The organism is Lentzea alba (assembly GCF_011067745.1).
Taxonomy (GTDB): domain Bacteria; phylum Actinomycetota; class Actinomycetes; order Mycobacteriales; family Pseudonocardiaceae; genus Lentzea; species Lentzea alba.
This window is the reverse complement of record NZ_JAAMPJ010000012.1, coordinates 185780-210321: the sequence shown is the minus strand read 5'-3', so window position 1 is coordinate 210321 and position 24542 is coordinate 185780. Positions and strand designations below refer to the sequence as shown.

23 protein-coding genes are annotated in these 24542 nt (G+C 71.1%); 14 read left to right on the top strand and 9 right to left on the bottom strand.

Features of this window, described 5'->3' with window-relative positions; genetic code table 11:
- Positions 1 to 48: 48 nt before the first annotated feature.
- The 11 genes from G7043_RS35830 to G7043_RS35780 all read left to right on the top strand — a co-directional run bounded on the left by G7043_RS35830 (position 49) and on the right by G7043_RS35780 (position 11584).
- Positions 49 to 1290, top strand: coding sequence for an ATP-grasp domain-containing protein (locus G7043_RS35830; RefSeq protein WP_166053102.1), 1242 nt, complete (start codon positions 49 to 51; stop codon positions 1288 to 1290).
- Positions 1287 to 2075 (top strand): Rossmann-like domain-containing protein, encoded by a 789-nt coding sequence (locus G7043_RS35825; protein WP_166053101.1) that lies wholly within the window; start codon positions 1287 to 1289, stop codon positions 2073 to 2075. The genes G7043_RS35830 and G7043_RS35825 overlap by 4 nt, the downstream gene beginning before the upstream one ends.
- On the top strand, positions 2075 to 3130 hold the full coding sequence (locus tag G7043_RS35820) for a PLP-dependent cysteine synthase family protein (protein ID WP_166053250.1): 1056 nt from the start codon (positions 2075 to 2077) through the stop codon (positions 3128 to 3130). The genes G7043_RS35825 and G7043_RS35820 overlap by 1 nt, the downstream gene beginning before the upstream one ends.
- Entirely contained in the window at positions 3127 to 4155 is a 1029-nt protein-coding gene (locus G7043_RS35815; protein ID WP_166053100.1) for a dipeptide epimerase, read from the top strand. Before G7043_RS35820 ends, G7043_RS35815 begins: the two co-directional genes overlap by 4 nt.
- Positions 4156 to 4456: 301 nt before the next feature.
- A complete protein-coding gene (locus G7043_RS35810; protein WP_390828883.1) occupies positions 4457 to 5593 on the top strand; it encodes an MFS transporter in 1137 nt (378 codons plus the stop codon).
- A complete protein-coding gene (locus G7043_RS35805; RefSeq protein ID WP_166053098.1) occupies positions 5590 to 6393 on the top strand; it encodes a class I SAM-dependent methyltransferase in 804 nt (267 codons plus the stop codon). Before G7043_RS35810 ends, G7043_RS35805 begins: the two co-directional genes overlap by 4 nt.
- Positions 6384 to 7907, top strand: a complete 1524-nt coding sequence (locus tag G7043_RS35800) for an ABC transporter substrate-binding protein (RefSeq protein WP_166053097.1) — start codon at positions 6384 to 6386, stop codon at positions 7905 to 7907. Before G7043_RS35805 ends, G7043_RS35800 begins: the two co-directional genes overlap by 10 nt.
- Entirely contained in the window at positions 7895 to 8848 is a 954-nt protein-coding gene (locus G7043_RS35795) for an ABC transporter permease (RefSeq protein ID WP_166053096.1), read from the top strand. Before G7043_RS35800 ends, G7043_RS35795 begins: the two co-directional genes overlap by 13 nt.
- Positions 8845 to 9618 carry an ABC transporter permease gene (locus tag G7043_RS35790; protein ID WP_313888233.1) on the top strand — a complete coding sequence of 258 codons (774 nt, stop codon included), beginning with the start codon at positions 8845 to 8847 and terminating at the stop codon, positions 9616 to 9618. Before G7043_RS35795 ends, G7043_RS35790 begins: the two co-directional genes overlap by 4 nt.
- Positions 9615 to 11033 carry an ABC transporter ATP-binding protein gene (locus G7043_RS35785; protein ID WP_166053095.1) on the top strand — a complete coding sequence of 473 codons (1419 nt, stop codon included), beginning with the start codon at positions 9615 to 9617 and terminating at the stop codon, positions 11031 to 11033. The genes G7043_RS35790 and G7043_RS35785 overlap by 4 nt, the downstream gene beginning before the upstream one ends.
- A complete protein-coding gene (locus G7043_RS35780) occupies positions 11030 to 11584 on the top strand; it encodes a GNAT family N-acetyltransferase (protein WP_313888232.1) in 555 nt (184 codons plus the stop codon). Before G7043_RS35785 ends, G7043_RS35780 begins: the two co-directional genes overlap by 4 nt.
- Positions 11585 to 11586: 2 nt before the next feature.
- Here the strand turns inward: G7043_RS35780 and G7043_RS35775 are convergent, their stop codons facing one another.
- The 8 genes from G7043_RS35775 to G7043_RS35740 form a co-directional block, all read right to left on the bottom strand.
- Entirely contained in the window at positions 11587 to 13377 is a 1791-nt protein-coding gene (locus G7043_RS35775) for an ABC transporter permease subunit (RefSeq protein ID WP_166053094.1), read from the bottom strand.
- Positions 13377 to 14864, bottom strand: coding sequence for an ABC transporter substrate-binding protein (locus G7043_RS35770; RefSeq protein WP_166053093.1), 1488 nt, complete (start codon positions 14862 to 14864; stop codon positions 13377 to 13379). The genes G7043_RS35775 and G7043_RS35770 overlap by 1 nt, the downstream gene beginning before the upstream one ends.
- Before the next feature lie 282 nt (positions 14865 to 15146).
- Positions 15147 to 15767: a hypothetical protein gene (locus G7043_RS35765; protein WP_166053092.1), complete on the bottom strand. Its 621-nt coding sequence runs from the start codon at positions 15765 to 15767 to the stop codon at positions 15147 to 15149.
- A gap of 2 nt (positions 15768 to 15769) precedes the next feature.
- Positions 15770 to 16453 (bottom strand): hypothetical protein, encoded by a 684-nt coding sequence (locus tag G7043_RS35760; protein WP_166053091.1) that lies wholly within the window; start codon positions 16451 to 16453, stop codon positions 15770 to 15772.
- Positions 16450 to 17586 carry a WXG100 family type VII secretion target gene (locus G7043_RS35755; protein ID WP_166053090.1) on the bottom strand — a complete coding sequence of 379 codons (1137 nt, stop codon included), beginning with the start codon at positions 17584 to 17586 and terminating at the stop codon, positions 16450 to 16452. Before G7043_RS35755 ends, G7043_RS35760 begins: the two co-directional genes overlap by 4 nt.
- Complete coding sequence (locus tag G7043_RS35750) at positions 17583 to 17912, bottom strand: hypothetical protein (protein ID WP_313888231.1); 330 nt, start codon at positions 17910 to 17912, stop codon at positions 17583 to 17585. The genes G7043_RS35755 and G7043_RS35750 overlap by 4 nt, the downstream gene beginning before the upstream one ends.
- A 10-nt stretch (positions 17913 to 17922) precedes the next feature.
- Positions 17923 to 18432 carry a YbaB/EbfC family nucleoid-associated protein gene (locus tag G7043_RS35745; RefSeq protein ID WP_313888230.1) on the bottom strand — a complete coding sequence of 170 codons (510 nt, stop codon included), beginning with the start codon at positions 18430 to 18432 and terminating at the stop codon, positions 17923 to 17925.
- A gap of 87 nt (positions 18433 to 18519) precedes the next feature.
- Positions 18520 to 21735: an NB-ARC domain-containing protein gene (locus G7043_RS35740; protein ID WP_166053089.1), complete on the bottom strand. Its 3216-nt coding sequence runs from the start codon at positions 21733 to 21735 to the stop codon at positions 18520 to 18522.
- A 173-nt stretch (positions 21736 to 21908) separates the two neighbouring features.
- On the opposite strand from G7043_RS35740, the gene G7043_RS35735 reads away from it, so the two are divergent.
- From G7043_RS35735 to G7043_RS35725, 3 genes are all read left to right on the top strand, one after another.
- Positions 21909 to 22298, top strand: coding sequence for a VOC family protein (locus G7043_RS35735; protein ID WP_166053088.1), 390 nt, complete (start codon positions 21909 to 21911; stop codon positions 22296 to 22298).
- A gap of 103 nt (positions 22299 to 22401) precedes the next feature.
- Positions 22402 to 23280 (top strand): sigma-70 family RNA polymerase sigma factor, encoded by an 879-nt coding sequence (locus G7043_RS35730; protein ID WP_166053087.1) that lies wholly within the window; start codon positions 22402 to 22404, stop codon positions 23278 to 23280.
- Between the two features lie 150 nt (positions 23281 to 23430).
- The gene (locus G7043_RS35725; protein ID WP_166053086.1) at positions 23431 to 24102 is read left to right on the top strand and encodes an AIM24 family protein; all 672 of its coding nucleotides are present in this window, start codon (positions 23431 to 23433) and stop codon (positions 24100 to 24102) included.
- 55 nt (positions 24103 to 24157) lie between these two features.
- On the opposite strand, the gene G7043_RS35720 is transcribed toward G7043_RS35725, so the two are convergent.
- On the bottom strand, positions 24158 to 24529 hold the full coding sequence (locus tag G7043_RS35720; RefSeq protein WP_166053085.1) for a DoxX family protein: 372 nt from the start codon (positions 24527 to 24529) through the stop codon (positions 24158 to 24160).
- Between the last annotated feature and the right edge of the window lie 13 nt (positions 24530 to 24542).

Below are 24542 nucleotides of genomic sequence, written 5' to 3'. Positions count from 1 at the left end.
CATGTTCCTCAATCTCGCCGCGGGGGTCGCGGCCGACGAGGAGGACATGTGGCTCACCTGTTGATGATCGAGAGCTGGGTCGGCGCGATGAGCTCGCTGCTGCCCAGGGCGATCAACGAGTCAGGGCACCGCTTCACCTTCATGACCCGCGATCTGCACCACTACCTGCGCGCCGCCCCCGCGCACCCGCATCCGTTGCTGGCCGCGGACAACGTGCTGACCGCGGAGACCAACGACGTGCCCGCCCTGCTCGACCACGTCGAACGCCTGCACGCGGTGCTGCGCTTCGACGGCGTGATCTCCTCGTGCGACTACTACCTCCCCACCGCCGCGCGGGTCGCCGCGCACCTGGGCCTGCCCGGTTCCGATCCCCTTGCGGTCGAACGGGCCTGCCGCAAGGACCTCACCCGCACCACCCTGCGCGAGGCGGGGGTGCCCGGTCCCCGGTTCGCCCTCGCCGAGGACTGGCCGGCACTCGCCAAGGCCGCTGCGGAGCTGGGGTACCCGCTGGTGGTCAAGCCGGTCGACCTGTGCGCCGGCATGTACGTGCGCAAGGTGACCGACGAGGCGGGGCTGCGCGAGGCGTTCGCCGCGATGGAGGCGTTCCCCGTCAACGCCCGCAACCAGCCCAGGGTGCGGACCGTGCTGGTGGAGGAGCTCCTGACCGGGCCCGAGGTGAGCGTGGAGACCGTCACCGCGGACGGCACCACGCACGTCGTCGGCGTCACCGACAAGAGCGTCGCGGGTGATCCGTGGTTCGTGGAGAGCGGGCACATGTTCCCCGCCGACCTGCCCACCGCCGAGGCCGCGGCGGTCGCCGTCGCCGCGATCGAGGCGCTGGGCCTGGACCGCTGCGTCGCGCACACCGAGGTCAAGCTGACGCCGGAAGGCCCGAAACTCGTCGAGGTCAACCCGCGTCCCGCCGGCAACCAGATCACGGAGCTGGTCCGGCGGGTGACCGGCATCGACCTTCCCGCCGTGTACGCGCAACTGGCTGTGGGCGAACGACCTGAGCCGCGCCCGGCGGACACCGGGGTGCGCAGCGCCGCGATCTCGTTCCTCCTGCCGCCGCGCTCCGGGCTGGTGGCCGCCATCAACGGCGCCGAACCGGCCCCGGACGTCGTGGAGTGGGTGCTCAAGCCGCCCGGCCACCGCGCGGGCGACCCGACCAGCAACAACAGCTACCTCGGCCACGTCGTCGTGACCGACCCGGACGGTCTCGGCGCGCGGGCGCGGGCTGAGCAGCTCGTGGGCGGTCTGTCCGTCGACTACGCCGAGGAGCCCGCGTGACGCTCACCGACCTCGTCGAACTCGTGCGTGGTGGCGGGCTGGGTCCCGATCCGGCGCTGTGCTCCGTGAGCGTCGGGTTCACCACCAGACAGGGCGCCCGGCACGCCACGCGCGGACAGTCCTACCGCAACACCGTCGTCAGCCTCCGCGTGGAGGACGCGGTCGGCTCCTGCGCGGTGGAGGACGTCGCCGACAACGAGGTGCACGGCTGTGTCGGTTCAACGGTGCTCGAACTCCTCGACCACCCGAACCCGGCCATCCGCACCGCCGCGCTCGACGCCTATCTCGCGCACGCCCGGCCGCATCACCTGTCCGCCACCAAGTCCATCACCGTCGGTCCCGGCAGTTCCCTGACCAAGTCCATGTCCCGCGCGGAGGCTGTGGTGGACCTGCTGGACCCCGCGCCGGGCGACCGGGTGCTGGTGGTCGGTGTGGTCAACTCGCTGCTGCACCACCTGCGCGAGCGCGGCGCGACCTACGTGGCGTGCGACCTCAAGGGCGGCCGGACCGAGTGGGACGAGCCGATCGCCACCGACGCGGAGCTGGACGGCTGCGACCTCGTGCTGGCCTCGGGCATGACGGTCGGCAACGGCACGTTCGAGCCGTTGCTGCGGCGCGCTGTCGCGGCGGGCACGCCGATGGTCCTGTTCGCCCAGACGGCCGCCGCGATCCTGCCCTGGTTCATCGGCAGCGGTGTGCGGGCCGTGTCCGCTGAGCCGTATCCGTTCTTCTGGCTCGACGGCGGTCCCACGACGATCCACCACTACACGGAGCGTCCGTCGTGATGATCCCGCGCCAGAACCGGCACCTGCTCGATCTGCTCGGCCAGAGCCCGGTCACCCGCATCACCACGCCGCTGCCCCACCGGCACGGCGGGTTCTGGGCCAAGCTGGAGTGCCTGAGCGCCGGCGGCATGAAAGCCCGGCCGGCCGTGTCGATGCTCCGCGCCGCTCGCGAACGCGGCGAGCTGCGTCCCGGCGCCGTGGTCGTGGAGTCCACCAGCGGCACGCTGGGGCTCGGTCTCGCGTTCGCCTGCCAGGTGTTCGGACACCCGGTGGTCCTGGTGGTGGACAACGAACTGGAGCCGTCGATGCGCGCCCTGCTGCGCGCGCACGGGGCCCGGCTCGAGGTGGTGGATCGGCCGCATCCCGTGGGCGGCTGGCAGCAGGCGCGGCTGGACCGGCTCCAGGCGGTGCTGCGCGAGTTCCCGGACGCCTACTGGCCCGACCAGTACAACAACCCGGACAACCCGCGCGGCTACGCGGGACTGGCCAGGGAGCTCGTCGAGCAGCTGGACCCGGTCGACGTCCTGGTGTGCAGCGTGGGCACCGGCGGGCACAGCGCCGGAGTCGTGCGGGAGCTGCGCCGGTACTGGCCGGGCGTGCGGCTGATCGGCGTGGACACCGTCGGCTCCACGATCTTCGGACAACCCGCGCGGGCCAGGGTGATGCGCGGACTCGGCAGCAGCATCCACCCGCGCAACGTGGCCTACGCCGAGTTCGACGAGGTGCACTGGCTGGGTCCGGTCGAGGTGGTGGACGCCTGCCGCCGGCTCGCCAGGGACGCCTTCGTCACCGGCGGCTGGAGCAGCGGCGCCGTCGCGCTGGTCGCCGCGTGGGCGGCCAGGGTCGAGCCCGGTGCGGTGGTGGCGACGATCTTCCCGGACGGTCCGCACCGCTACCTCGGCACGATCTTCGACGACGACTTCTGCCACACCCGCGGCCTGATCGGGGCCGCCTCCGACCGGCCGGTGGAGATCGGTGACGCCCACCGGGTCGAGGCGACGGGCTGGACGCGCTGCCGTTCGGTCGTCGCGCCCAAGGCGGTGGTGCTCACATGAAGCTTCGTTGGGAGGTCTACGGCCTCGAACTGGGCACGCCTCTGCGCATCTCCCGTTCCGTGATGTCACGCCGCGACGCCGTGCGGGTCGTCGTGGAGCACGACGGTCAGCAGGGCCACGGCGAAGTGGTGACCAGCACCTACTACCAGCTCGACGTCGCTGCGATCACGTCCTTTTTGGACGGTCTGCGGCCGGTGCTCGCCGGCGCGGAGTCCCCGTCGGTCGCTCTCGACCTCCTGCACGCGGACTCGGCGCTGCCGGCCGGTGTGCGGGCGGCGGTCGACGCGGCGTTGCACGACCTGCTCGGGCTGCGCCGTGACGTGCCGGTGCACGTTCTCGCCGGGGTTCCGGTCTGGCACGACACCCCGACCGCGTACACCATCGGCATCACCACGCCGGACGACGCCGCTGCGCAGGCCGCCGCGCTGACCGGACGCGGGTTCTCCGTGCTCAAGGTCAAGGCGGGCGCCGATCCGGAACGGGACGTGGCCACCGTGACCGCGGTCCGCGCCGCCGCGCCGGACGCCCGGCTGGTGCTCGACCCCAACGGTGGCTGGAGCCCGGACGAGACGGTGAAGGTGGTGGAACGACTCACCTCCGCCGGTGTCGTGCTCGACGCGGTGGAGCAACCGATCCCGCCCGGTGACCCGGACGCGCTGGCGTGGATCCGCGAACGTTGCCCGGCACCGCTGATCGCCGACGAGGACGCCGCCACGGTCGCCGACGTGCGGAAGCTGGCGGGCGCGGTGGACGCCGTCAACATCAAGCTCGCCAAGTGCGGCGGCCTGCGACCCGCGCTGGACATCGTCTCAGCCGCCCGTGACGCCCGCTTGGACGTGATGCTCGGCTGCCTGGTCGCCAGCTCACTCGGCATCGCGCCCGCCGTCCACCTCGCCGGCCACGCCAGGTGGGCCGACCTGGACGGCCACCTGCTGCTGTCCCACGACCCCTGGTCAGGCATCGGCGGCGAAACCGGCACCCTGCACCTCTCCAGCACCCCGGGCCTGGGGGTGACCCGCCGATGACCCACCCGTCCCCGCAGTTGCCACCGCACCGCCACCCATTCACCCACAAGGCCCCCACCAGCCCCACTTTTCGGCACGCGGGGCCCTTTCGTACTACTGGAGCGAACGAAAGGTCCCCGCGTGCACATTGGCAGGCAGGCGGGGATTACGGAGCGCGCTCGCCGTGGTGCCGCTTCACTCGAATGACGTCGTCTTCCATGCAAGTCCTTGTGCCGCACAACTACCGGCGACCGTGTGAGACGCCAGGTCTGGATGTGGGGCGGCGATGAAGCGGTTCGCGTTGCCGGTGCGGTTGTTGCTGGTGAACCAGTTCGCTGTCAACACCGGGTTTTATCTGCTTATTCCTTACCTCGCCGCGCATTTGGGCGGCCTCGGGATGTCCGCCGCGGTGATCGGCGTGGTGCTCGGGGTGCGGACGCTGAGTCAGCAGGGCCTGTTCCTGGTGGGCGGCACCGTGTCGGACCGGCTCGGACCGCGGACCGCCATCCTCGCCGGCTGCGCGCTGCGCGCGGTGGGGTTCGGGCTGTTCGCGATCGGTGAGTCGTTCGCCGTGGTGCTGGCCGCGTCGGTGCTCAGCGGGCTGGCGGGGGCGCTGTTCAACCCGGCGGTGCGGGCGTACATCGCGTTGGAGGCGGGAGAAGCGCGCGCCGAGGCGTTCGCCCGGTTCAACGTCTACGCCCAGGCGGGTGCGCTGTGCGGGCCGGTGCTCGGCAGCGTGTTGCTGCTGTGGGACTTCCGGGTCTCCGCGGTGGTCGCCGCCGGGATCTTCGCGGTGCTGACCGTCGCCCAGGCCGTGGTGCTGCCGAAGCGACCGGCCGCGCGCCGGGGCGGGACGATCCTCGGCGACTGGCGCGAGTGTCTGGCGAACCGGCGGTTCGTGGCGTTCACGTGTGTGCTCAGCGGGATTTTCGTGCTGCAGAACCAGCTTTACCTGCTGCTGCCGATCCAGGCACAGGAAGCCACCGGGAACGCGAGCGTGGTCGCCGCGCTGTTCATCGTCTCCACGGTCGCCACGCTGCTGTTCCAGGTCCGCATCACGCGCTTGCTGAAGAACCGGGAACGCGGACCGGTGATCGCGGCGGGGCTCGCCGTCATGGGTGCGGGATTCGTCGCGCCGGCGCTGTGGTCCGGACTCGTGCCGGTGCTCGTCGCCACGCTCGCGCTCGCGGCCGGCGTGATGATCGCGCATCCCCTGGTCTACGACCTGATCCCCTCGTTCGGCCCGGACAGTCTGGCCGGCACCCACTTCGGCGTGTTCTACCTGGGATCCGGGCTGGCCGCCGCCCTCGGCAACGCCGCGATCGGGTGGGTGATCGGGTTCGGTGACCGGTTCGCGTCACTGCTGTGCGTCGTGGTCGGCCTCGCCTGCGCCGCGGGCGTCTTCTGGCTGCACCGCCGCGGCGCGCTCACGCCACCACAGCCGGAGGTCGTTCGATGAACCTGCTCACCGACAACCCCGAGCTGTACGAGCACCAGTTCCCCGATCCCGAACACAGTGCGGCCCGGTTCGTGCACGACATCGTCACGAGGTTCGACGGCGGGCGGGACCTGCTCGACATCGGCTGCGGGACCGGGCGCGACGCGGGGTGGTTGTCCCGCAACGGTTATCGCGTCGCCGGACTGGACAGCTCGGAGGCCATGCTCGCGCACGTGCGGGAACACCACCCGGCGGTCGACGTGGCGCTGGCCGACATGCGGTCGTTCGACCTCGGCCGCCGCTTCGACGTGATCACGTGTCTGGACAGCGCGATGCTGTACTGCCACACCAACGCCGACCTCGACGCCTTCCTGGCCCGGTGCCGCACGCACCTCAACGCCGACGGCCTCCTGGTCGCCGAGATGCGCAACGGCGCGTTCTTCCTCGGCAACACCGAACTCCTCGACGGCGTGCGCACCCGCTCGGTGACGTGGCGAGGTACCGAGTACACCTCGCACACCGAGCTGTGGATCGACCACGCCGAACAGTTGTTGCGCCGCCGCCGCACCTGGGAGTGGGCCGGCACCGAACCGCTGGTGCAGCGGTCGGCCTGGCGGCTGCTGTTCCCCCAGGAGCTGCGCCACCTGCTCGACCTCGCCGGGTTCGACGTCCTCGCCCTGTTCGACTCCCCCGGCCCGCGCACCGACCAGCCCTGGACCGCCGACGCCCCGCTGAGCACAGCGCTGTCCGGCGACCGTCTCCACCTCGTGGCCCGCCTCCGCCGAAGCGGGCACCCCGGAAAGGAACCAGCATGTCCCTGAACCGCCGCGGTTTCCTCGGCCTCACCGGCCTGACGGTCGTCACCCTCGCCGGGTGCGGCACCCCGACCGGCCCTGCCGCCGCGCCCCGCACCGGTGGCAGGCTTCGCGCCGCCTTCGCGGGCGGTGGCGCCAAGGAGGTCCTCGACCCGCACCTGGCCAACCTGTTCGTCGAGGCCGCGCGGTCCAAGGCGATGTTCGACAAGCTCGCGGACCTCGGCAACGACGTGTCGCCGCAGCCACGCCTCGCCGAGAAGTGGGAGCCGAACGCGGACCTCACCCGCTGGCGGATCACCTTGCGCCAGGCCAAGTTCCACGACGGCAGACCGGTCCGCGCCCAGGACGTGCTCGCCAGCTATGCGCGCATCCTCGACCCGAACCGCGCGTTCCGCGCCAAGTCGAGCCTCGCGCTGATCGACCTGCCGAACAGCCGCGCGGTCGACGACCGCACCGTGGAGTTCGCGCTGAAGCGGCCGTTCTCCGAGTTCCCCAACGCCCTCGCGGCGTTCGGCGCGTACATCGTTCCCGAGGGCGCCGAGGACTTCGCCAAGCCTGTCGGATCGGGCGCGTTCAGCTTCGTGTCGTTCGAGCCGGGCAGGTCCGTGCTGCTCAAGCGGAACCCCGACTACTGGGAGGGCGCGCCGCTGCTCGACGAGCTGGAGTTCGTGATCGCCAACGAGGAGTCCGCGCGCACCAACGCGTTGCTGGGCGGCCAGGTCGAGTACGCGCACGACCTGACGCCGACCACCGCGCGCAGCCACGCCTCGGGCGACCGGATGGCGATCCACCGCTCCCCCAACAGCGCCGTGCAGGCGTTCGCCATGAAGCTGGACCGGCCGCCGTTCGACAACCGCGACCTGCGGGAGGCGCTGTTCCTGCTCGCCGACCGGCCGCAGCTGGTGGAGTCGGTGCTCGCGGGCAGCGGCCAGGTGGGCAACGACCTGTTCGGCAAGGACTACCAGCACTACGCCGGCGACATCCCCCAGCGGCAGCGCGACCTGGACAAGGCGAAGTTCCTGATCCGCAAGGCCGGCGCCGAGGGCCTGGTGGTCAAGCTCGACACGTCCACCGCCGCGGCCGGGATGGTCGAGGCCGCCACCGTGTTCGCCGACCAGGCCAAGGGTTCCGGCCTGACCATCGAGGTCGTCCAGGGCAACAAGGACAGCTACTGGGCCGACACGCTCAAGAACGGCTCGCTGTCGAGTTTCCGCTCCGGTGCCATGCCCATCGAGACCCACATCGCGCAACGCCTGCTCAAGGGAGCGGGCACCAACGTGACCAAGTGGAACCGGCCGGAGTTCGACGCGCTCTACGAGAAGGCGGTGTCCACTTCGGACCAGGGCGCGCGCGAAGCGGCGTACCGGGAGATGCAGCAGGTGCTGCACGCCGAGGGCGGCTACCTGATGTGGGGCTTCGCCGACTGGATCGTGGGCGCGAAGCCGAACGTCGGCGGGATCTCCACCGCACCCGCCAACACGCTCGACTGGGCCCGCTTCGACAAGGTGTGGCTGGGTTGAGCCTCGCGTCCTACACGGCCCGGCGGATCGCGCTCGGGCTGGTGCAGGTGCTCGCCGTCGTCACCCTGGTGTTCCTGCTCGTCCAGGCGCTGCCGGGAGACGCGGCGGTGGCACTGGCGGGCGACAACCCGGACCCCGCGCGGATCGCCCAGATCCGCGCGGCCATGGGCCTCGACCGTCCGGCGCCCGAGCGGTTCGTGGAGTGGCTGGTCGGGTTGCCACGACTGGACTTCGGCGTGTCGCTGGTGTCCGGGCGGCCGGTCGCGGACTTCCTGTCCGGCGGGATCGGCCCGACGCTCGTGCTGGCGGCGCTGACCCTGGTGCTGCTGGTCCCGATCTCGGTGCTGGTCGGTGTGCTGGCCGCGTTGCGCGAGGGCAGCCTGCTGGACCGGGCGTTGACGTCGATCAGCGTGGCGCTGCACTCGATCCCCGAGTTCGCGCTCGCCGTGGTGCTGATCGCGGTGTTCGGCGTGCAGCTCGCGTGGCTGCCACCGACGGCTGTCGGCGCGGATCTGTTCGCCCAGCCCGCGGTGCTGGTGCTGCCGCTGGTGGTGCTGCTGGCCCGGCCGATCTGCTCGATCAGCCGCCTGGTGCGCGCGGGCATGGTGGACGCCCTCGCGTCGGACTACGTGCGCCACGCCCGGCGGCTGGGCATCGGCGAGACGCGGGTGCGGTTCGCGCACGCGCTGCCGAACGCGCTGGCGCCGGCCGTCCAGCAGGTCGCGCGCACCACGGACTGGTTGCTGGGCGGGGTGATCGTCGTCGAGGCGGTGTTCGTGATCCCCGGCCTGGGCACCGTTCTGGTGGACGCCGTGGCCGCCCGCGACCTGCCGGTGATCCAGGGCCTGGCCGTGGTCTTCGCCGTCACCACGGTGGCCGTGAACCTGCTGGCCGACCTGGTGGCGTTCCGGCTGGCACCGCGCGCGGAGGTGGTCGCGTGAAACGGGCGGGCATCGGCGGACTGCTGATCGCGGTACCGCTGGCGTTGGCGCTGCTGGGTCCGCTGTTCGTGCCGGAGCAGCAAACCCGCAGTGCGCCTTTCATGCCGTTGGGCTTGCTGGGCACCGACTTCGTGGGTCGCGACGCCTGGTACCAGGTGCTCGCGGGTGGCCAGACGGTCGTGCTGGTGGCGTTGATCGCCACGGCGTTCTCGTACCTGGCCGGGGTGCCCTACGGCGTCCTCGCGGCCACCACCCGGCTGCGGCTGGTCGACGAGGTGCTGATGAGGCCGCTCGACGTGCTGCTGGCGGTGCCGTCACTGCTGGTGCTGATCCTCGTGGCCGCCATCGCGGGACAGGGCCTCCCGGTGCTGATCGGCGTGGTCACGCTCGTCAACTTTCCCGACGTCGCCCGGCTTTCCCGCGCGGCGGCACTCGAAATCTCGGGACGGCCCGCCCTGGAGGCGATGCGCATGCAGGGCGAGTCGTGGTGGCAGACGTCGATCGTCTACACCGGACGGTCGATGCTGCGCACGCTCGCCGCCGACGTCGGCGTCCGGCTCACCGCGGCGCTGTACCTGGTGGCGTCGGCCAGTTTCCTCGGTGTCGGGGTACCGCCCGACGCGGCGGACTGGGCCGTGATGGTGGACCGCAACCGGGGTGGGTTGTTCCTGCAGCCGCTGACCGTGGTGGTGCCCGCGTTGCTGATCGTCGCGTTGTCCGTCGGGCTGAACCTGGTGTTCGACCGCGCGCTGAGGAAGGTGCGGACATGACCCCGGTCGTGCACGTCGAGGACCTGCGGGCCGAGGCGAACGGGCACGTGCTGCTCGACGGCGTCAGCTTCGCGTTGTCCGCGGGCCGGGTGCTGGCCCTGGTCGGCGCGTCGGGCAGCGGCAAGACCACCACGGGGCTGGCTCTGCTCGGCGAGCACTCCCCCGGCGTCACGGTCAGTGGACGCGTCGAGGTGCACGGGCGCGTCGGCTTCGTACCGCAGCAACCGGCGTCCGCGCTCAACCCGGTGCGCCGGCTGGGTTCCGTGTTCCGCGAGGTGGCCGCGCTGCACGACGGTGATCCCGGCGAACTCGTGGACACGGCGCTGCGCCGGGCACGGGTGCCGGCCGACCTGCTGCGCCGCTATCCGCACCAGCTCTCCGGCGGCCAGCAGCAACGCGTGGTGCTCGCCCAGGCGTTGGTCGGCGACCCGGCGGTGCTGGTGGCCGACGAACCCACCACCGGGCAGGACGCGCTGACCCGCGCCGAGGTCGTGGACGAACTCGCCGCCGTCGTCGCCCAGGGCGTCGCACTCGTGCTGCTGACCCACGACGTCGAGGTGGTGCGGGCACTCGCCGACGAGATCGTGGTGCTGCGCGCGGGACGCGTCGTCGAAGCCGGTCCCGCGCGCGAACTGCTGACCGATCCCCGCGACGAGTACACCCGCGCGCTGCTCGACACCGCGCCGCCGATGTCCGCCGAGGTTCCCGAACGGGCGCCACGGCTGCGGGTGCGCGGCCTGACCGCCCGCTACCGCAACGCCACCGTCCTGCACGACGTGGACCTGGAGATCGGTGAACGCCTGGCGGTCGTCGGCCGCTCCGGCAGCGGCAAGACGACTCTCGGCCGTTGCCTCGCGGGTCTGCACCAGCAGGCAACCGGCGAGGTGTTGCTGCACGACCGGCCGCTCGCCAGGTCGCTGCGCCGCCGGTCGCGGACGGCTCTGGCCGCCGTGCAGTACGTGTTCCAGGACGCGCGGGGCTCGTTCGACGAGCATCGCACCGTGCTGGACCAGGTCGCCCGGACGGCGGTGCGGCTGCGCGGCGCCCGTCCCGCCGAGGCCCGTGCGTCGGCGCTCACCGCCCTGGTCCGGGTGGGCCTGGACGAGGAAACGGTGCTGCGCCTGCCGCGCGGACTGTCCGGCGGCGAGCTCCAACGAGCCGCGCTCGTGCGCGCCCTGCTCGCCGAACCCGAGGTGCTCGTGTGCGACGAGATCACCTCGGGCCTCGACGCGGTGACCCGCGCCGGGTTGCTCGACCTGCTCGCGAGCGTGCCGTGCGCGCTCGTGCTGATCAGCCACGACCTCGAGGTCGTGGCCCGCCTCGCCGACCGGGTGGTCGTGCTCCACGAAGGACGGGTCGTCGCGCACGGCCCGGTGGCGACGACCCTCGACGGCGCGAAAGAGAGGATGCAGTGAACAAGCACCACAAGGGATCCCTCGAGGTGCGGTTGGCGACTCACGCCGACCTGCCGGGGGCCCGCAGCGTCATGCTGGACACCTTCTACCGCGAGTTCGGCCACGGCTACCGCCCCCAGTGGCACACCGACGTGATCGACCTGGCCGGCACCTACCTGGACACGCCCCGGCACGCGCTGTTCGTCGCGGTCGACGGCGACGAGGTCGTGGGCACCACGGCCGTGCGGGCGCAGGGACCGGCGAGCCCGCCCCATCCGGCCTGGCTCGCCGAGCGCTACTCGGGCGACCGGACCGCGCAGCTGTTCCGGGTGTACGTCCGGCCGTCGCACCGGCGCCTCGGCCTGGCCCGTGCGCTGGTCGACGCCGCGGTCCGGTTCATCGCCGAAACCCCCGGCTACGAACAGATCTACCTGCACACCGACACCCGCGTGCCCGGTGCCGAGGCGTTCTGGCGCTCGGTCGCGGTCGAGGTGTGCGACGCGCGCGACGGTGATCCCGACCGCAACCAGACGGTGCACTTCGAGATCCCCGTCCCGGCGTTCGCCAGGTGACCTCAGTCGCGCGTGGAAACCGTTGCCCGGCGGCGGTTTCCACGCACGACCCGATCAGGCCGCCATCCCGAGCTGAGCAAGGCGGACAACGACATCGTGAACACGGCGACGAGCAGCAACATCACCGCGGGGCTCAACGCCGCGAACGGCGCCCGCTCGACGTAGGGCAGCGACTCGGCCAGCATCAGGCCCCACTCCGGCGCGGGTGGCTGGGTGCCGAGCCCGAGGAAGCCCAGCGAGGCGAGGGCCAGTGCGATGCCGGGCAGGCGGAGCACGGCGTTGCGGGCGACCGGGTCCGCGACCGCCGGGAGCACGTGCCGGAGCTCGATCCGCGACGGTGTCCCGCCGAGTGCGCGATGTGCCTTGATGTGCGTGGACGCCCGCGTCTGTTCCACCAACGCGGCGGCGTGCGCGGCCAGCGCGGGCCACGAGACCAGTGCGACGGCGAGCGAGGCGCCGAACGTGCCGGGGCCCAGCACCGCGGCCACGAGGATGCCGGCGATCACCGGCGGCACCGCGTTCGCCGCCTCCGCCGCGCCTCGCGCGAAGCCCGGCAGGAACCCGATGGCCACGGCGATCACGTAGGAGCACACGCAGACAGCGGCAGCCACCCCGACCGTCGCCGGTGCGCCGTGCGCGACGCGCGCCAGGACGTCGCGACCGAGTCCGTCCGTGCCCAGCGGGTGTGCCCAGCTCGGTGATCCGAGCCGGGCCACCGGGTCGATCCGCAGAGGGTCGCGCGTGAGGCCCCAGCCGATCACCGCCGCCGTCAGCGTCACGCTCGCCGCCGGAACGACGACGTGCCACCGGTTCGGCTCCCATCGGGACTGCGCGGGCAGAGACAGGGCGGCATCGCGCAGCGCGGGGCCCAGCATCCGCCGGCGCACCAGACCGACGGCTGCACCGGCCACCAGCCCCAGCAGGACGAGTGCGAGCACACAACCCTGCAGCATCGGCACGTCCTGCGCCCGCGCCGCACCCAGCGCCGTCCTGCCGATGCCGGGGATGGCGAAGACCGCCTCCACCGCCACGGCGCCGCCGGTCAGGCCGACCACGACCAGGCCGGCCTGAGGCAGCAAAGGAGGCAACGCGCGCCGCAGGACACCCCGGACGAGAACCGAGCGGCCGCAACCCCACGACCGCCACACACCCACCCAGGGTTCCTGGAGGACCGCGGGAAGAGCGTCGGCGAACAGCGTGCCCAGCACGGCGCCCGCGGGGACGCCGAGTGCGAGCGCGGGCAGCACCAGGTGATGCGGACCGTCCCAGCCGTACGGCGGGAACCACCCGAGCCACACGGACAGGGTCACCAGCAGCACCGCGGCGAGCAGGAACTCGGGCAGCGCGGCGAGCGCCGCCCCCGCGGCACCGGTCCCTCCGGCGGCACCGTCACGGGCGCCCCGCAGCAGGACCGGCAGGCACAGCGCGGACGACACCAGGAAAGCGACGACCAGTGCCGCGACCATCAGGGTCAGCGAGACCCCGAGCCCGGACAGCACGGCCGGCAGCACCTCGGCGCCGTTGATCCAGGACCGGCCGAGGTCGCCGCGCAGCAGTCCGGACAGCCAACCGGTGAGCATGTCGACGGGCCCGGCGTCGAGCCCGAGCTGCCGGCGCACCGCGGCCAGGGCCTCCGGCGTCGGCTCCTGCTCGGCCGACAGCGCCCGCAGCACGGACAACGCCGGATCGCGCCCGGACAGCCACGGCAGCAGTCCCACCACGACCGTGATCAGCGCGAGCGCGCCGAGCCGGGAGAACGCGACTCCCGCGCGTCCGCGCAACGGTTCCGCCATCACTTCACGTGCGTGGCTGCGGTGACGAGCGTCCGCTCCCGCGGATCCTTCACCGAGCCGGCGACCGAGGGGGCGTCACCCTGGATCACGCGTTCGTGCAGCATCGGGATGGCCGCGTCGGTGCGCAGCACGGCCGCTTCCGCCTCGAGGATCGCCGCACGACGCTGGTCACCGGCATCGGCGGCCTCCGCCTTGCGCACCGCCGCGTCGACGGTCTCGTCGCACAGCCGCGCGATGTTGAACGAGCCGGCGCAGGTGAAGTCCGACTTCAGGTAGGCGACCGGGTCACCGGAGTCGAGCACGGTCGCCCTGGACAGGATGAACGCGTCGAACTTGCCCGCCAGCATGTCCTGCTCGATGTGGGCGTACTCGCGCACGACCTGGTTCACCTTGAACCCGGCGTCCTGGAGCTGTTGCTGGACGATCGAGGCGACCTCGGGCAGTTCCGCGCGGTCGGTGAAGGTCGCCAGCGTGATCGTGGCCCCGTTCGCCCGCCCGGCGGCGGTGCGGCCGGTCAGTTCCTTGCGGGCCTGCACGGTCCACGGCAGGGCCGGCCCGAGCAGTCCCTTGGCCACGTCGGCGCGGTTCTCGTAGACGCTGCTGACGATCTGGCCGCGGTTGATCGTCTCTCGCACGGCGGCGCGCACGGCCGGATCGGCGAAGGGACCGGACTTCGTGTTGAGGTACACCGTGTTGGTGCGCGGCATCGGCACCTCGCTGATGGTCTGCGCGTCGAGCAGTGCCGCCTGCGACACCGGGACCGCCTCGGCGATGTGCGCCTCCCCGCTGCGGATCGCCGCCGCCCGCGCGGTGCCGTCCGGCACGAAGGACACGTCGATCCCCGCGGCCTTCGCCTTCTCGCCCCAGTAGCCGTCGAAGCGGTCGAGGGCGGCGCTCGTGGTCCCGTCGAGCCGCACCAGCCGGAACGGACCGCTGCCGGTGCCCACCGGGCTGGCCTTGCCGTCCGCCGCGTACGCGCTTTCGGCCAAAATGGACAGTTGAGGTGACGACAACCGCTGCGGCAGCAACGGATCCGGCGTCTCGGTCGCGACGACGAGCTTCTCCCCCGCCACCGTCGCGCTCAGCGCGACACCGTCGAGGATGCGCGGCTTCGGCACTGCCTTGGTCGCCCTGGTGAGGGAGTTCGCGGCGACCGCGGCGGTCAGGGTGCTGCCGTCGTGAAAGCTCACCCCCGGCCGGACGGTGAACTCCCAGGCGGTGTCCGAGGCGCGCCGCCACTCGGTGGCGAGCCCCGGACGGGCGTCCCCGTTGGCGTCCAGCGTCACCAGCGTCTCCGCGGTGGACCAGCGCGACAGCTTGAACGCGTCGTCGCTGAACGGCGACAGGCCCGACCGCGGCGGCTGCATCATGGCCAGCTTGATTCTCGCCTCACCGGCCGGCTCCCCCGCCCCGGACGCGAAGCATCCGGTGAGAAGTACCGAAACGGCGATCAGTCCGAGGGCGGCCATGGGCGCGCGGGGGTGCATGGAGCGTCCTGTCGTCTTGAGAGCGTGAACAACAGGACGCTAGCTCATGACAATCATTTGCATCTAGTCCACGAGTTGCACGTCACGTGACACCCTGATCAGTAGCGCACGCGGTCCGTCGCGCAGCCTGCGAGCAGCAGCATCGTGACGGCCGCGAGCACGTGGTCACCGCTGAGCGCACACATGCACGCCAGCCCGAACCACAGCAGCAGCTTCATGAAACGAGGTTAGGGGCGATGTGACGCCGAGCACAGCTGACTTAGCGAACCCTTGAGGTTGTGGCTACGAACTCGTCAGGTTGGCGTAAGCCGTTCGGACGGACTGCTCAGCCTGCGGGTCCCGGAAGTCGAAGGCGGAGCCGTCGGCGAACTCGACGCGCACGAACCACTCCGGCCGCACCTGCCTGCCCAGCGGCACGGCCAGGAACCGCCTGGCCACGCCGACCGGGGCCTCCCACCACGTGACCAACGGAGCGACCTCGCGCTGGGACCCCCGCCCCCGGCCGAACAGGCCCCCGCGGTCAGGCTCCAGCACCTCACCCTCCACCACGAGCCCCAGCCGCTGGTTGCTCAGCAGCAGCCAGCACTCGTCTCGTCCCGCGGTGAACAGGTCGGCCCAGCGCACCGCGACCTGGGCTGGACTTTGCGCGTGCGCCCAGCCCCACACGGCCGGGTCGTGGGCCCACTCGTCGGTGCAGAACCGGCCGCTGCTCACGGCGGTGGTCGGCAACGGCCACTCGGGCTCGATGATCTCGGCCTGGGGCACCTCGCCGGCGAGCGCGTGCGGTGCCTTGCCCGCTGAGCCGACGTGGCCTTTGCGTTCGACGGCCCACACGATCTGCTCGCCGTCGCGCACCCAGTGCTTCTGGGCGATCTCGGCCAGTTTGAACCTGTCCCTGGACATGATCACCCTTGTCCGTTGGCCATGGCGAGCAACCGTTGCGCGTTCTCCGGAGCCGATGTGAGCACGTCGAGCCCCGATCCGTCCACAAAGGACACGCGCAGGGCGTGAACGTCCCGGACCTGGTACTGTCGAGGCAGTTTCCTCTCGGACAGCGACACTGCGCCGATCTGCTCGCGGGGCACCTCGGCGACCGTGGTCACCTCGGCGGTCGCGACGGGCTGGTGCGGCGGATACGGGCTCTTGCCACCGAACACGTCCCGAGCGCTCTTCGCGAAGCCGCTGACCCGGTCGAGCAGGCTCTTCTCCGGTTCGGGCTCGGCGGGTTCCTCGACCAGGCTCACCTGGGCCAGCCGACGTGGGGTGAGCACCAGCCAGGACCGCGCGGACGGGCGGCACAGCCGGGTGGCGATGCCGTCGGGACGCGGGCCCCACACCACGACGTGCGGCGTGTCGGCTCCCCCGTCCTCCGGGCCGCTGCCCGCGAACGCGGCGTCCACGACACCCGCGGCCGCGTTGCCGAACGCCCCGGCGACCTTGCCCAGCCCGCCCTTCGCCGGCCTGCCCTGCCAGTCCAGGCCGGCGAGGTCGAACCGGGTGCTGCCGGCGTCGGCACCGACGCACAGCAGGATCGGTTCGCCCGGCTGGCACCAGGACTGCCGGATGGCGAGGACGCCGTCGAGCTTCACCAGTTGAACCCGCGTTCCTGAGCGTCGCGACGCTCCTCTTCGGACGGTTTGTTCTGCGCGGCGTCGTAGGCTTCCTGGCTGCCGAACTTGACGGCGCCGTCCACCGCGGCGTCGGCACCGGCGCTGAACACCGCGCCACCGACCCTGGTCTGGCCGCCGAGCATGCCGGTGAGCACGGTCTGCGCGACGTTGCCCGCCAGCGCACCCTCACCGGTCACGTTCTGCATGAACCGGTTGCCGGTGGTGGAGGCGAGCGAGGTGCCGTCGGCCCTGGTGAGGATGTTGACGACCGGGTTCGAGCCGAGGTGGCGGCCGGCCATCTGCTGGGCCATGTTGCCGCCGCGCAGGCCGTTCATCCGCTGGATGACCTGGCGCAGCGGGCCGCGCAGGCGCACCAGCAGCTTCTCGATCTGCTGCACGGCCTTGAACAGCTCCATCTGCAGCTTCGACACCCGCATGGTGATGCGCACACCGGTGCTGCCGACCTGCACGGTCGTCGTCGCACCCGCCGCCGCGACCGAACCGCCCGCGGTGATCCAGGAGGCCGCCAGCGCCGCCAGCCACTGCACGATCAGGCCGATGATCAGCTCGGTGAGGATCTGGATCACGAACTCGACGAACATGTCGAAGAGCTCGGCGATCGTCTCCAGGGTCTGCTTCAGGCCGCGAATGTCCTCGGCCAGCGCCTCGACGCCGCCGGCGAACTCGTTGACCTGCTTGCGGAAGCCGTCACCGGCCGCGCCCACCCACATGCTGGTGGTGGTCTCCGCTCGCTTCTTCTCGGACTCGGCGACCTCGTCGAGCCACTTCGCGACCTCTTCCCAGCCCTCGCCGGTGGCGCGCATCTGCTCGGGGTCGCCGATCGCCCACTCCGCGAGCTCGATCAGCGGGCTGAGCACGATCGAGACCAGGAAGCCCAGACCGTTGTCCAGCAACGCCTGACCGGGGCTGGCCAGCGTCTGCAGCAGCTCCATGCGGCCGGAGATCGTGGCGGCGGTCATCTGCGGCGGCGAGGTGGCGTCCGCCAGGTCCGCCATCGCGCCGTAGGCGGAGCTGCCGCGCTCGGCGGACTGCTGGAACCAGTTCTTCTGGTCGCCGTCGTTGAGGTCGGCGAACGTGCCAGGACCGGTCACCGCCCACCGCCCCCGAGACCTTTGCCGATCTGCCCGAACGCCTGCGAGATGCCCTGGTCGACACCCTGGTAGACGTCGAAGCTCTCCTGCAGCTGCTCACCGGTCTGCTTCAGGAACCCCTGCGCGTCGGTCGCGAGCTGCTGGCACTCCTGCAGGCTCTTGAAGTAGCCGCTGCTCAACCCGACGGCGTCGCCGATCGGGCCGAAGCACTGGTCGTCGACCCTGGCCTGTTCGAGCAGCTTCGCCAGCGCACCGAACTTCTCCGCGAGGCTGTCGCTGCCGCGCGCGAACGCGGTCAGCGCCTCCGGCTGAACGTGGAAATTCACCTGACTCCCCCTACCTCAGGTACGTGCTGGGTGGTTCCTCGTCTTCGACGTGATCTTGGGCCGGTCGGTTCCGCTGCGCGGGTCGCGGTGCGGCGGGAGGAGGGAACGGCGGCCGGGCCTGCGGCGGGTACGGCGGCTGCGGAGCACCGGGCGCAGGCGGAGCCGACGGCATCAACGGCTCGACGCCCGAGGCGGCCATGCCGTCCTTGAACTGCTGCAGCTGGTCCCCGAGGATCGGCGCCACGACCTGCTCCAGCTGCTGGGCGGCGTTCTGCGTGGCCATCCTGATCGCGTCGAGGATCTCCTGCTGCAACTGCACGTGCGAGCGGTTCATCGCGTTCGGCGCCAGCTGCAGCCCGAGCACCGCGCCCGAGGTCGCCGCGGTCACCGTGACCGCTCCGTCGCGGCTGCGGCCGACACCGCGCAGGTCCTTCATGGCCTGCTGGAGCTCACCGGCTTTCTTCGCCTGCTCCTCGAACGAGCGCATGAGCGACTGCATCCGTTGCTGGCGGTCTGTCACGACACTTCCCCCGAAACATCATCGGTCGACGTGACGAGGCTACGCGAACGAGCGACGCGCCTGGGCGCAGTGGTGACATTTCCCAGCTCATCGAACGCGCAGGAGATACAGGCCGGCGTCCCCCACGACGGCCAGCCGCTCCCCCGCGGGATCGAAGGAAACGTCCCGCAGCCGGCCGTTGACCTTGATCCAGCACACGGGACGAAGCTCGTCGATCTCGTAGAGGCCGAGCAGGCCGGAGCGCGTCACCACCGCCACGTGGCGCAGGCTCGCGGCCAGCTTGTCGGTGGTGCAGCTCAGCTGGAAGTCTCTCGCGCTCAACTCCGCGGTGGCTGTCCGCCGACCGGCGTCGAGATCCCAGACGATGATCTCCGCTGTCGTGTAACCACTGTCCTCGGCCAGGGAGACGAGGCGGGATTCGTCGGGGGTGAAGCACAGCGAAGCCCATCGCGTCGCGGCAGGTTTCTCCAGCGTGCACACGGGTTCTGGGCCGCCTGCCTGGAAAATCTTGACGGCTCCGAACCAGAAAGCCACCGCGCGCAGCGAGTTGGACGCGAACGCGACCTCGGCGTGCCATTCGTAGCCGGCGGGTTCGATCCCGGCAGCCTCCGCGCGGTCGTGCCGATCGGTGAGCGGAGGTGTCCCGAAGGGGTAGGAAAGTTGTTGCCGTGGTGGGTCTTCCGGACGGTCGGGGTCGACCAGGGCCCATTCCCGGTGACATCGAACAGCCAACTGCCGCCCGTCCGGACTCCACCGCACGGTGTCGAGCTCGCGCCAGGCCAGGTCCTGCTCCGCCGAGTTCTCGGGGTACCAGACCCGGACGACGGGCGCACCGACCGTGGCGACCATCGTGCCGGACCGCACCCACACGAGGTCGTCGTCCAGACCGTCGTCGACGCCGCAGCCGATCCTCCCGACGAGCTCCGGTGACCCCGCCGCGAGCTGCGGATCAGGTGGGACCCGCCAGGTCACCAGACTCGCCACCCGGTTCCTGTCACTGCGGTACGAACTGAGCGATCGACCGTCCGGAGACCATCCCGCGGTGTGGTAGACCAGCAGTTCAGCAGGCGACTCGCTCCACAACACGGCCTGGCTGCGCGGATCCAGGATCAGGAAACTGTCGCGTGTGGACAGTACGAGGGAGGAGCCTCCGGGCCGCCAGGCAAGTCGCACGCGTACGCCCAGGAACGCCTCGTGTTGCCACACAATCACCTCAGATGGCGACGAGACCGGACCACGCCACCACAGCAGCCGCCGGTCGGTCGTCACGGCGGCCAAGCCGTGCTCGCCGTGCCAGTCGAGCGCCACGACGTCGACGGGCGGTTTCAGGAAAGCTGGTGCACCACCCGCGACCGGCCACAGCCCGACTTCCTCCGCCGAGGAGAACGCGAGCCACGACGAGTCCGGTGCCCAGGCGATCGCCACGGGACTGCCGATCGAACGCCCGCGCGATCCGAAGGCGGTCACCTCGGCGCCGGTGCGCGCGTCGAAGATCAGGACGGTGAACACGTGCGGCGACGGCCCGCTGTCGTCCCGGAATCGGTCCGTCATGCCGACTACGGCGATGAACGCGCCGTCCGGGCTCCATCGCACCGTGTCCAGTGCCGCGCCCGGGACGACGATGACGTTCGTTTCGCTCCAGGTGCGCGTGTCCCAGATCCGGACCGTGGTGTCGTAGGCGCCGGCGGTGGCGATCAGGTTCCCGTCCGGATGGCACGTGACGGACGCGGCGGGTCCGCGGTGTCCGGCGACGACCCTGGTCAGCGCGTTCTCGGCGCGGTCGGGGAAGGGCCGCAGCGGAGTCACCCCGCCCACCTCCGGGACGTGGGAGATCCGCTCGAACAACTCCGGACGGCAGAACAGCCGGGTGTGCAGGGTGAGCGCCAGGTCGCGGCGGTCACGATGATCGACCAGCAGATGTGCCTCCTGCCGCAGCAGCGAAGCCAGCATCTCGACGGGTCCATCAGCGGCACACGCGGCCAAGTACGTGGCGACGTCGGCTTCGAACGCGAGCGGTCCATCCGACCACATGCGCTCCACCTGATATCGCATGTCGAGCAACAGCAGGCCGAGCTCATCGGCACGGCCTGCCTGCACGAGGTGGTACGCGAGCTGGTCGCCGAGCGGGCAGCCGCCGTCCAGCAAAGCCGCGCTGACAGCCGACATCGACCGGTTCTCGCGCAACGCCTCGCGGGTCACGTCGTGCAGCCGGACGCCCTCGACGCCGGACGCCGAGACCAGGCAACGGCGGACGAAGCGGTCGCATTCGATCCGCGTCTGCACGGCGCTGAGCTGCCACAGCTGCTCCAGCCAGGAGAACGGGACCAGCGTCCCCTGCGGGAAGGCCGCGATCGACCTGAGCCGGTCGACGCTCGCCACACCGGCGGAATCGGCGAGGTCCGCGAGACTCAGCTCCAGCGTGGTCGCGATGCCACGACGCAGCTCCACGTCGGACAGCTGGTCGGCGGAGGTGATGCCGTGCCGGTCGAGTTCCGCGACCACACCGGACACCGCCTCGGCGACCGGAAGCCCGTGCTGGGTCACCAAACTCCGCAAGGTGCCGCCGAGCATCGTCAGCGCCAGCGGCCATCGTCCGACCCGCGCCGCCAGTGAACCGACGTGCGCCGCGGCGTCGTCCGGCAGGTCCGCGCTCAAGATCGCCCGCGCTTCCTCGTCGTCGAGCGCGTCGACGATCACGCTGGTGCCGTCCACCACGCCGCGGTTGCGCGTGGTCACCAGACGCACGCACTGCGTCCCGCCCTCCAGGAACGGGTCCACCGCGTCACCGGCCCAGACGTCGTCCAGGACCAGAAGCAGCCGCCGTGTGGTGAGGACGTCGCGAAACGCCTCCGCCGCAGCGGGAACGGTCGCGAACACGCGCGGCGCGGTGCCTGCCACCAGCGCGGTCACGTCGCTGAGCAACGCCGCGAGCCGCTGTTCGGACGGCTTGCGCCCCAACTCGACCCACAGCACACCGTCGGAGAAACGATCGCGGACGGCCGGCTGGTGGCAGGCCCACGTCGCCATCGACGTCTTGCCGAATCCGCCGAGGCCGCTCAACACCACGGGGCGGCCCCCACCGGCGGCCGGCTCCAGCAACGCCTCCAGCAGCTGCGCGCCGAGGTGGACGCGGCCGGTGAAGTCGGCGGGCAGGCGCGGCGCCATGAACGGAGCAGCCGCGGACGGCCTGGTCCGGTCACCGATCACCACGTCGCCGATGACGGTGCCGATCTGCACGACGTTGTCCGCCGAACCGGACACCTCGTTGTGGACGGCTGGTTTCTCGTGTTCCGACCCCGGCATCCGATCATTGTCGCCGACAGGACCGGCTCACACGGTGAACTCGCAGGACCGCGGCCCACGAGCCGATGGCAGGGGGTCGCGCATCGGTTACCTTCTCCCGCCGTCGCCCGTCATACAGGTGACGACCGAGCAAGTCCGGGTCGTCGGACCGACAAGTGGAGCGGGAGAACAGGGTGCTGACGAACATCATGTACGTGACGGTCTACGTCACCGATCAGGACCGTGCGTTGAGGTTCTACACCGAAGGACTCGGCCTGGAGAAGCAGGCGGACTATCCGGGGCCTGATGGACGGTTCCTCACCGTGGGCGTCGCGGGCAGCCCGGTCAAGATCATCCTGTGGTCGCACGCGGCCGCCGCGGGGCAGCCAGGGCCGGGCGCGGTACCCGGTCCGCTCATCCTCGAGTCGGACGACCTGAGGAAAGACGTCGAGGTGTTCCGCCACCGAGGCGTGACCTTCGAACAGCCAGAACCGGAGGACTACCCGTTCGGCGTCCGCATCGAGGCAGTGGATCCGGATGGAAACCGGATCTCGCTCCGCGAGCAGCGCCTGGGGACTTCGTGACCACGACGGCTGAGTGTCCGCAGAAGCGCGTGGCCGGTGCTGGCCACGTCACGATCCCGCCCGTCTTCACCCAGGATCGAGCCGATCCGAGGAAGGTAGCAGCATGATCGACCCCAGTCCGGCGAACCTGGTCGCCGAGGTGTTCGAGGCTCAGCGCGATCGGCTCCGTGCGGTCGCCTACCGCGTGCTCGGATCGCACGCCGATGCCGAGGACGCGGTCCAGGAGGCCTGGATGCGGCTCGCGCGCCAGGACGCGGCGACCATCCAGAACCTGGCAGCCTGGCTGACCACGGTGGTCGGCCGAATCAGCCTGGACGTCCTGCGCTCGCGCCAGACCCGCCCTGAGGCACCTTACGGCGACGGGCTGACAGAACTCGTGGTGACGATCGACGACGGCCCCGCGCCGGAGGAGTACGCGGCGCTCGCCGACTCGGTCGGGCTCGCGCTCCTCACCGTCCTGGACTCGCTCGGGCCGGGTGAGCGGCTGGCATTCGTGCTGCACGACATGTTCGCGGTGCCGTTCCACGAGATCGGCCAGATCCTCGGCAAGTCCGCCGACGCCACCAAGATGCTCGCCAGCCGCGCCCGCGGAAAGGTGCGGACGACTGAGCGGCCGGCGGTAGTCGGACGCGAACAGCGCAAGGTGATCCACGCCTTCCGCGCGGCGGCGTCCGAGGGCGACTTCGAGGGGCTGCTGCGCGTGCTCGACCCGGAAGTGCAGCTGACGGTCGACACTCCTGGCGGCGTGGTCGTCACCCTCGGCGCTACCGAGGTCGCCGCCGGCGCGAAGATGTTCGCCGGCTCGGTCGCGCAGCACCAAGCCGTGCTCGTCAACGACCTTCCCGGGTACGTCTCCTGGCGCGAGGACGGTTCCCCGCTCTCCATCATCGCGTTCACGGTCGTCGACGACCGGATCACCGGCATCGAGATCCTGGTCGATCCGGGCAGGCTCGCGTCGATGCACCTTCCGGCGCCGGCGTGAGGACCGAGGCCGACTCCGCATCCCGAACAGGACTGCACCACGGCAGGTGCACGTGGTGATCAAGCAGGTGGTGCGGTGCTCAGGGCGAGCGAGAGTGCTCCAGAAGCACCCGGCGGTGCACGAGCTCGTGATCACCTGGATCATCTGCGCATGCGCAGCTCACTGTTCAACCACTCAGAACGGTCCGTCGAGCCGGGAAGCTTCCAGCTGCAGAACGACCGCATGCTCAAGGTGGACCTCACCGGCAGCGGCGGGCACTTCTTCGCCAAGCAGGGATCGATGGTCGCCTACCAGGGCGACGTCGACTTCGCCTACGAAGGCGCCGGCGGCCTCGGCAAGCTGTTCAAGAAGGCCTTCACCGGTGAAGGCATGTCGTTGATGAAGGTGTCGGGCAGCGGCGACGTGTTCCTCGCCCAGGACGCCGACGAGATCTTCGTGCTGCACCTGGAGAACGAGGGCGTCACCGTCAACGGCAAGAACGTGCTCGCCTTCGAGAGCACGCTCAAGTGGGACATCAACCGAACCGAAGGCGCGTCGATGCTCAGCGGCGGCCTGTTCAACACCACGTTCACGGGTACCGGAGCGCTGGCCGTCACCGCCTACGGGACGCCGGTCGTGCTGAACGTGGACGTGCCGACGTACGTCGACATGCAGTCCGCGGTGCTGTGGTCCACCTCGCTGCAGTCCTCGATCCGCAAGACGGCGAAGCTCGGTGCCGTCATCGGACGCGGCTCCGGCGAGGCGTACCAGCTCGCGCTGTCGGGTCAGGGCATCGTCGTCGTGCAGGCGTCGGAAGGTCACCCCGTACCGACCGCGCAGTGACACCAGTGCTCGGGTTCTCCTCGTGGGAGAACCCGAGCACCGCTGTTACGTCAGCTCAGAACGCGTAGGGCCCGAACCGGCCCCACGCCACCAGGGCCGCGCCGATGAGCAGGACCACGTTGAACGCGATGGCCTTCGGCTCCTTGCGGCGCGCGTGCACTCCCATGGCCGCCAGCATGATCACGGCCAGGCCACTGGCGGCCAGCGGCGTGAGCACCGTGGCGATGCCGGTGGCCGCGGGCAGCACGAGCCCCAGCGCGGCGGCGAACTCGGCCACACCGATCAGGCGCACCACCGGGGTGGAGAAGTCGTTGGCCCACGGCAGTTGTGCGGTGAACTTCTCGCGCGGCTGGGTGGACTTGACGATGCCGGCCATCAGGAACATCGCGGCCAGCACGCCTTGCACGACCCACAGAACCACGTTCATCGGGCAGAGGTCC

Excerpts from the sequence above, each read along its gene's own strand:
- G7043_RS35820 (WP_166053250.1), top strand. The coding sequence starts at position 2,075 with ATGATCCCGCGCCAGAACCGGCACCTGCTCGATCTGCTCGGCCAGAGC.
- G7043_RS35815 (WP_166053100.1), top strand. The coding sequence starts at position 3,127 with ATGAAGCTTCGTTGGGAGGTCTACGGCCTCGAACTGGGCACGCCTCTG.
- G7043_RS35805 (WP_166053098.1), top strand. The coding sequence starts at position 5,590 with ATGAACCTGCTCACCGACAACCCCGAGCTGTACGAGCACCAGTTCCCC.
- G7043_RS35800 (WP_166053097.1), top strand. The coding sequence starts at position 6,384 with ATGTCCCTGAACCGCCGCGGTTTCCTCGGCCTCACCGGCCTGACGGTC.
- G7043_RS35785 (WP_166053095.1), top strand. The coding sequence starts at position 9,615 with ATGACCCCGGTCGTGCACGTCGAGGACCTGCGGGCCGAGGCGAACGGG.
- G7043_RS35775 (WP_166053094.1), bottom strand. The coding sequence starts at position 13,377 with ATGGCGGAACCGTTGCGCGGACGCGCGGGAGTCGCGTTCTCCCGGCTC.
- G7043_RS35770 (WP_166053093.1), bottom strand. The coding sequence starts at position 14,864 with ATGCACCCCCGCGCGCCCATGGCCGCCCTCGGACTGATCGCCGTTTCG.
- G7043_RS35765 (WP_166053092.1), bottom strand. The coding sequence starts at position 15,767 with ATGTCCAGGGACAGGTTCAAACTGGCCGAGATCGCCCAGAAGCACTGG.
- G7043_RS35740 (WP_166053089.1), bottom strand. The coding sequence starts at position 21,735 with ATGCCGGGGTCGGAACACGAGAAACCAGCCGTCCACAACGAGGTGTCC.
- G7043_RS35730 (WP_166053087.1), top strand. The coding sequence starts at position 22,402 with ATGATCGACCCCAGTCCGGCGAACCTGGTCGCCGAGGTGTTCGAGGCT.
- G7043_RS35725 (WP_166053086.1), top strand. The coding sequence starts at position 23,431 with ATGCGCAGCTCACTGTTCAACCACTCAGAACGGTCCGTCGAGCCGGGA.
- G7043_RS35720 (WP_166053085.1), bottom strand. The coding sequence starts at position 24,529 with ATGAACGTGGTTCTGTGGGTCGTGCAAGGCGTGCTGGCCGCGATGTTC.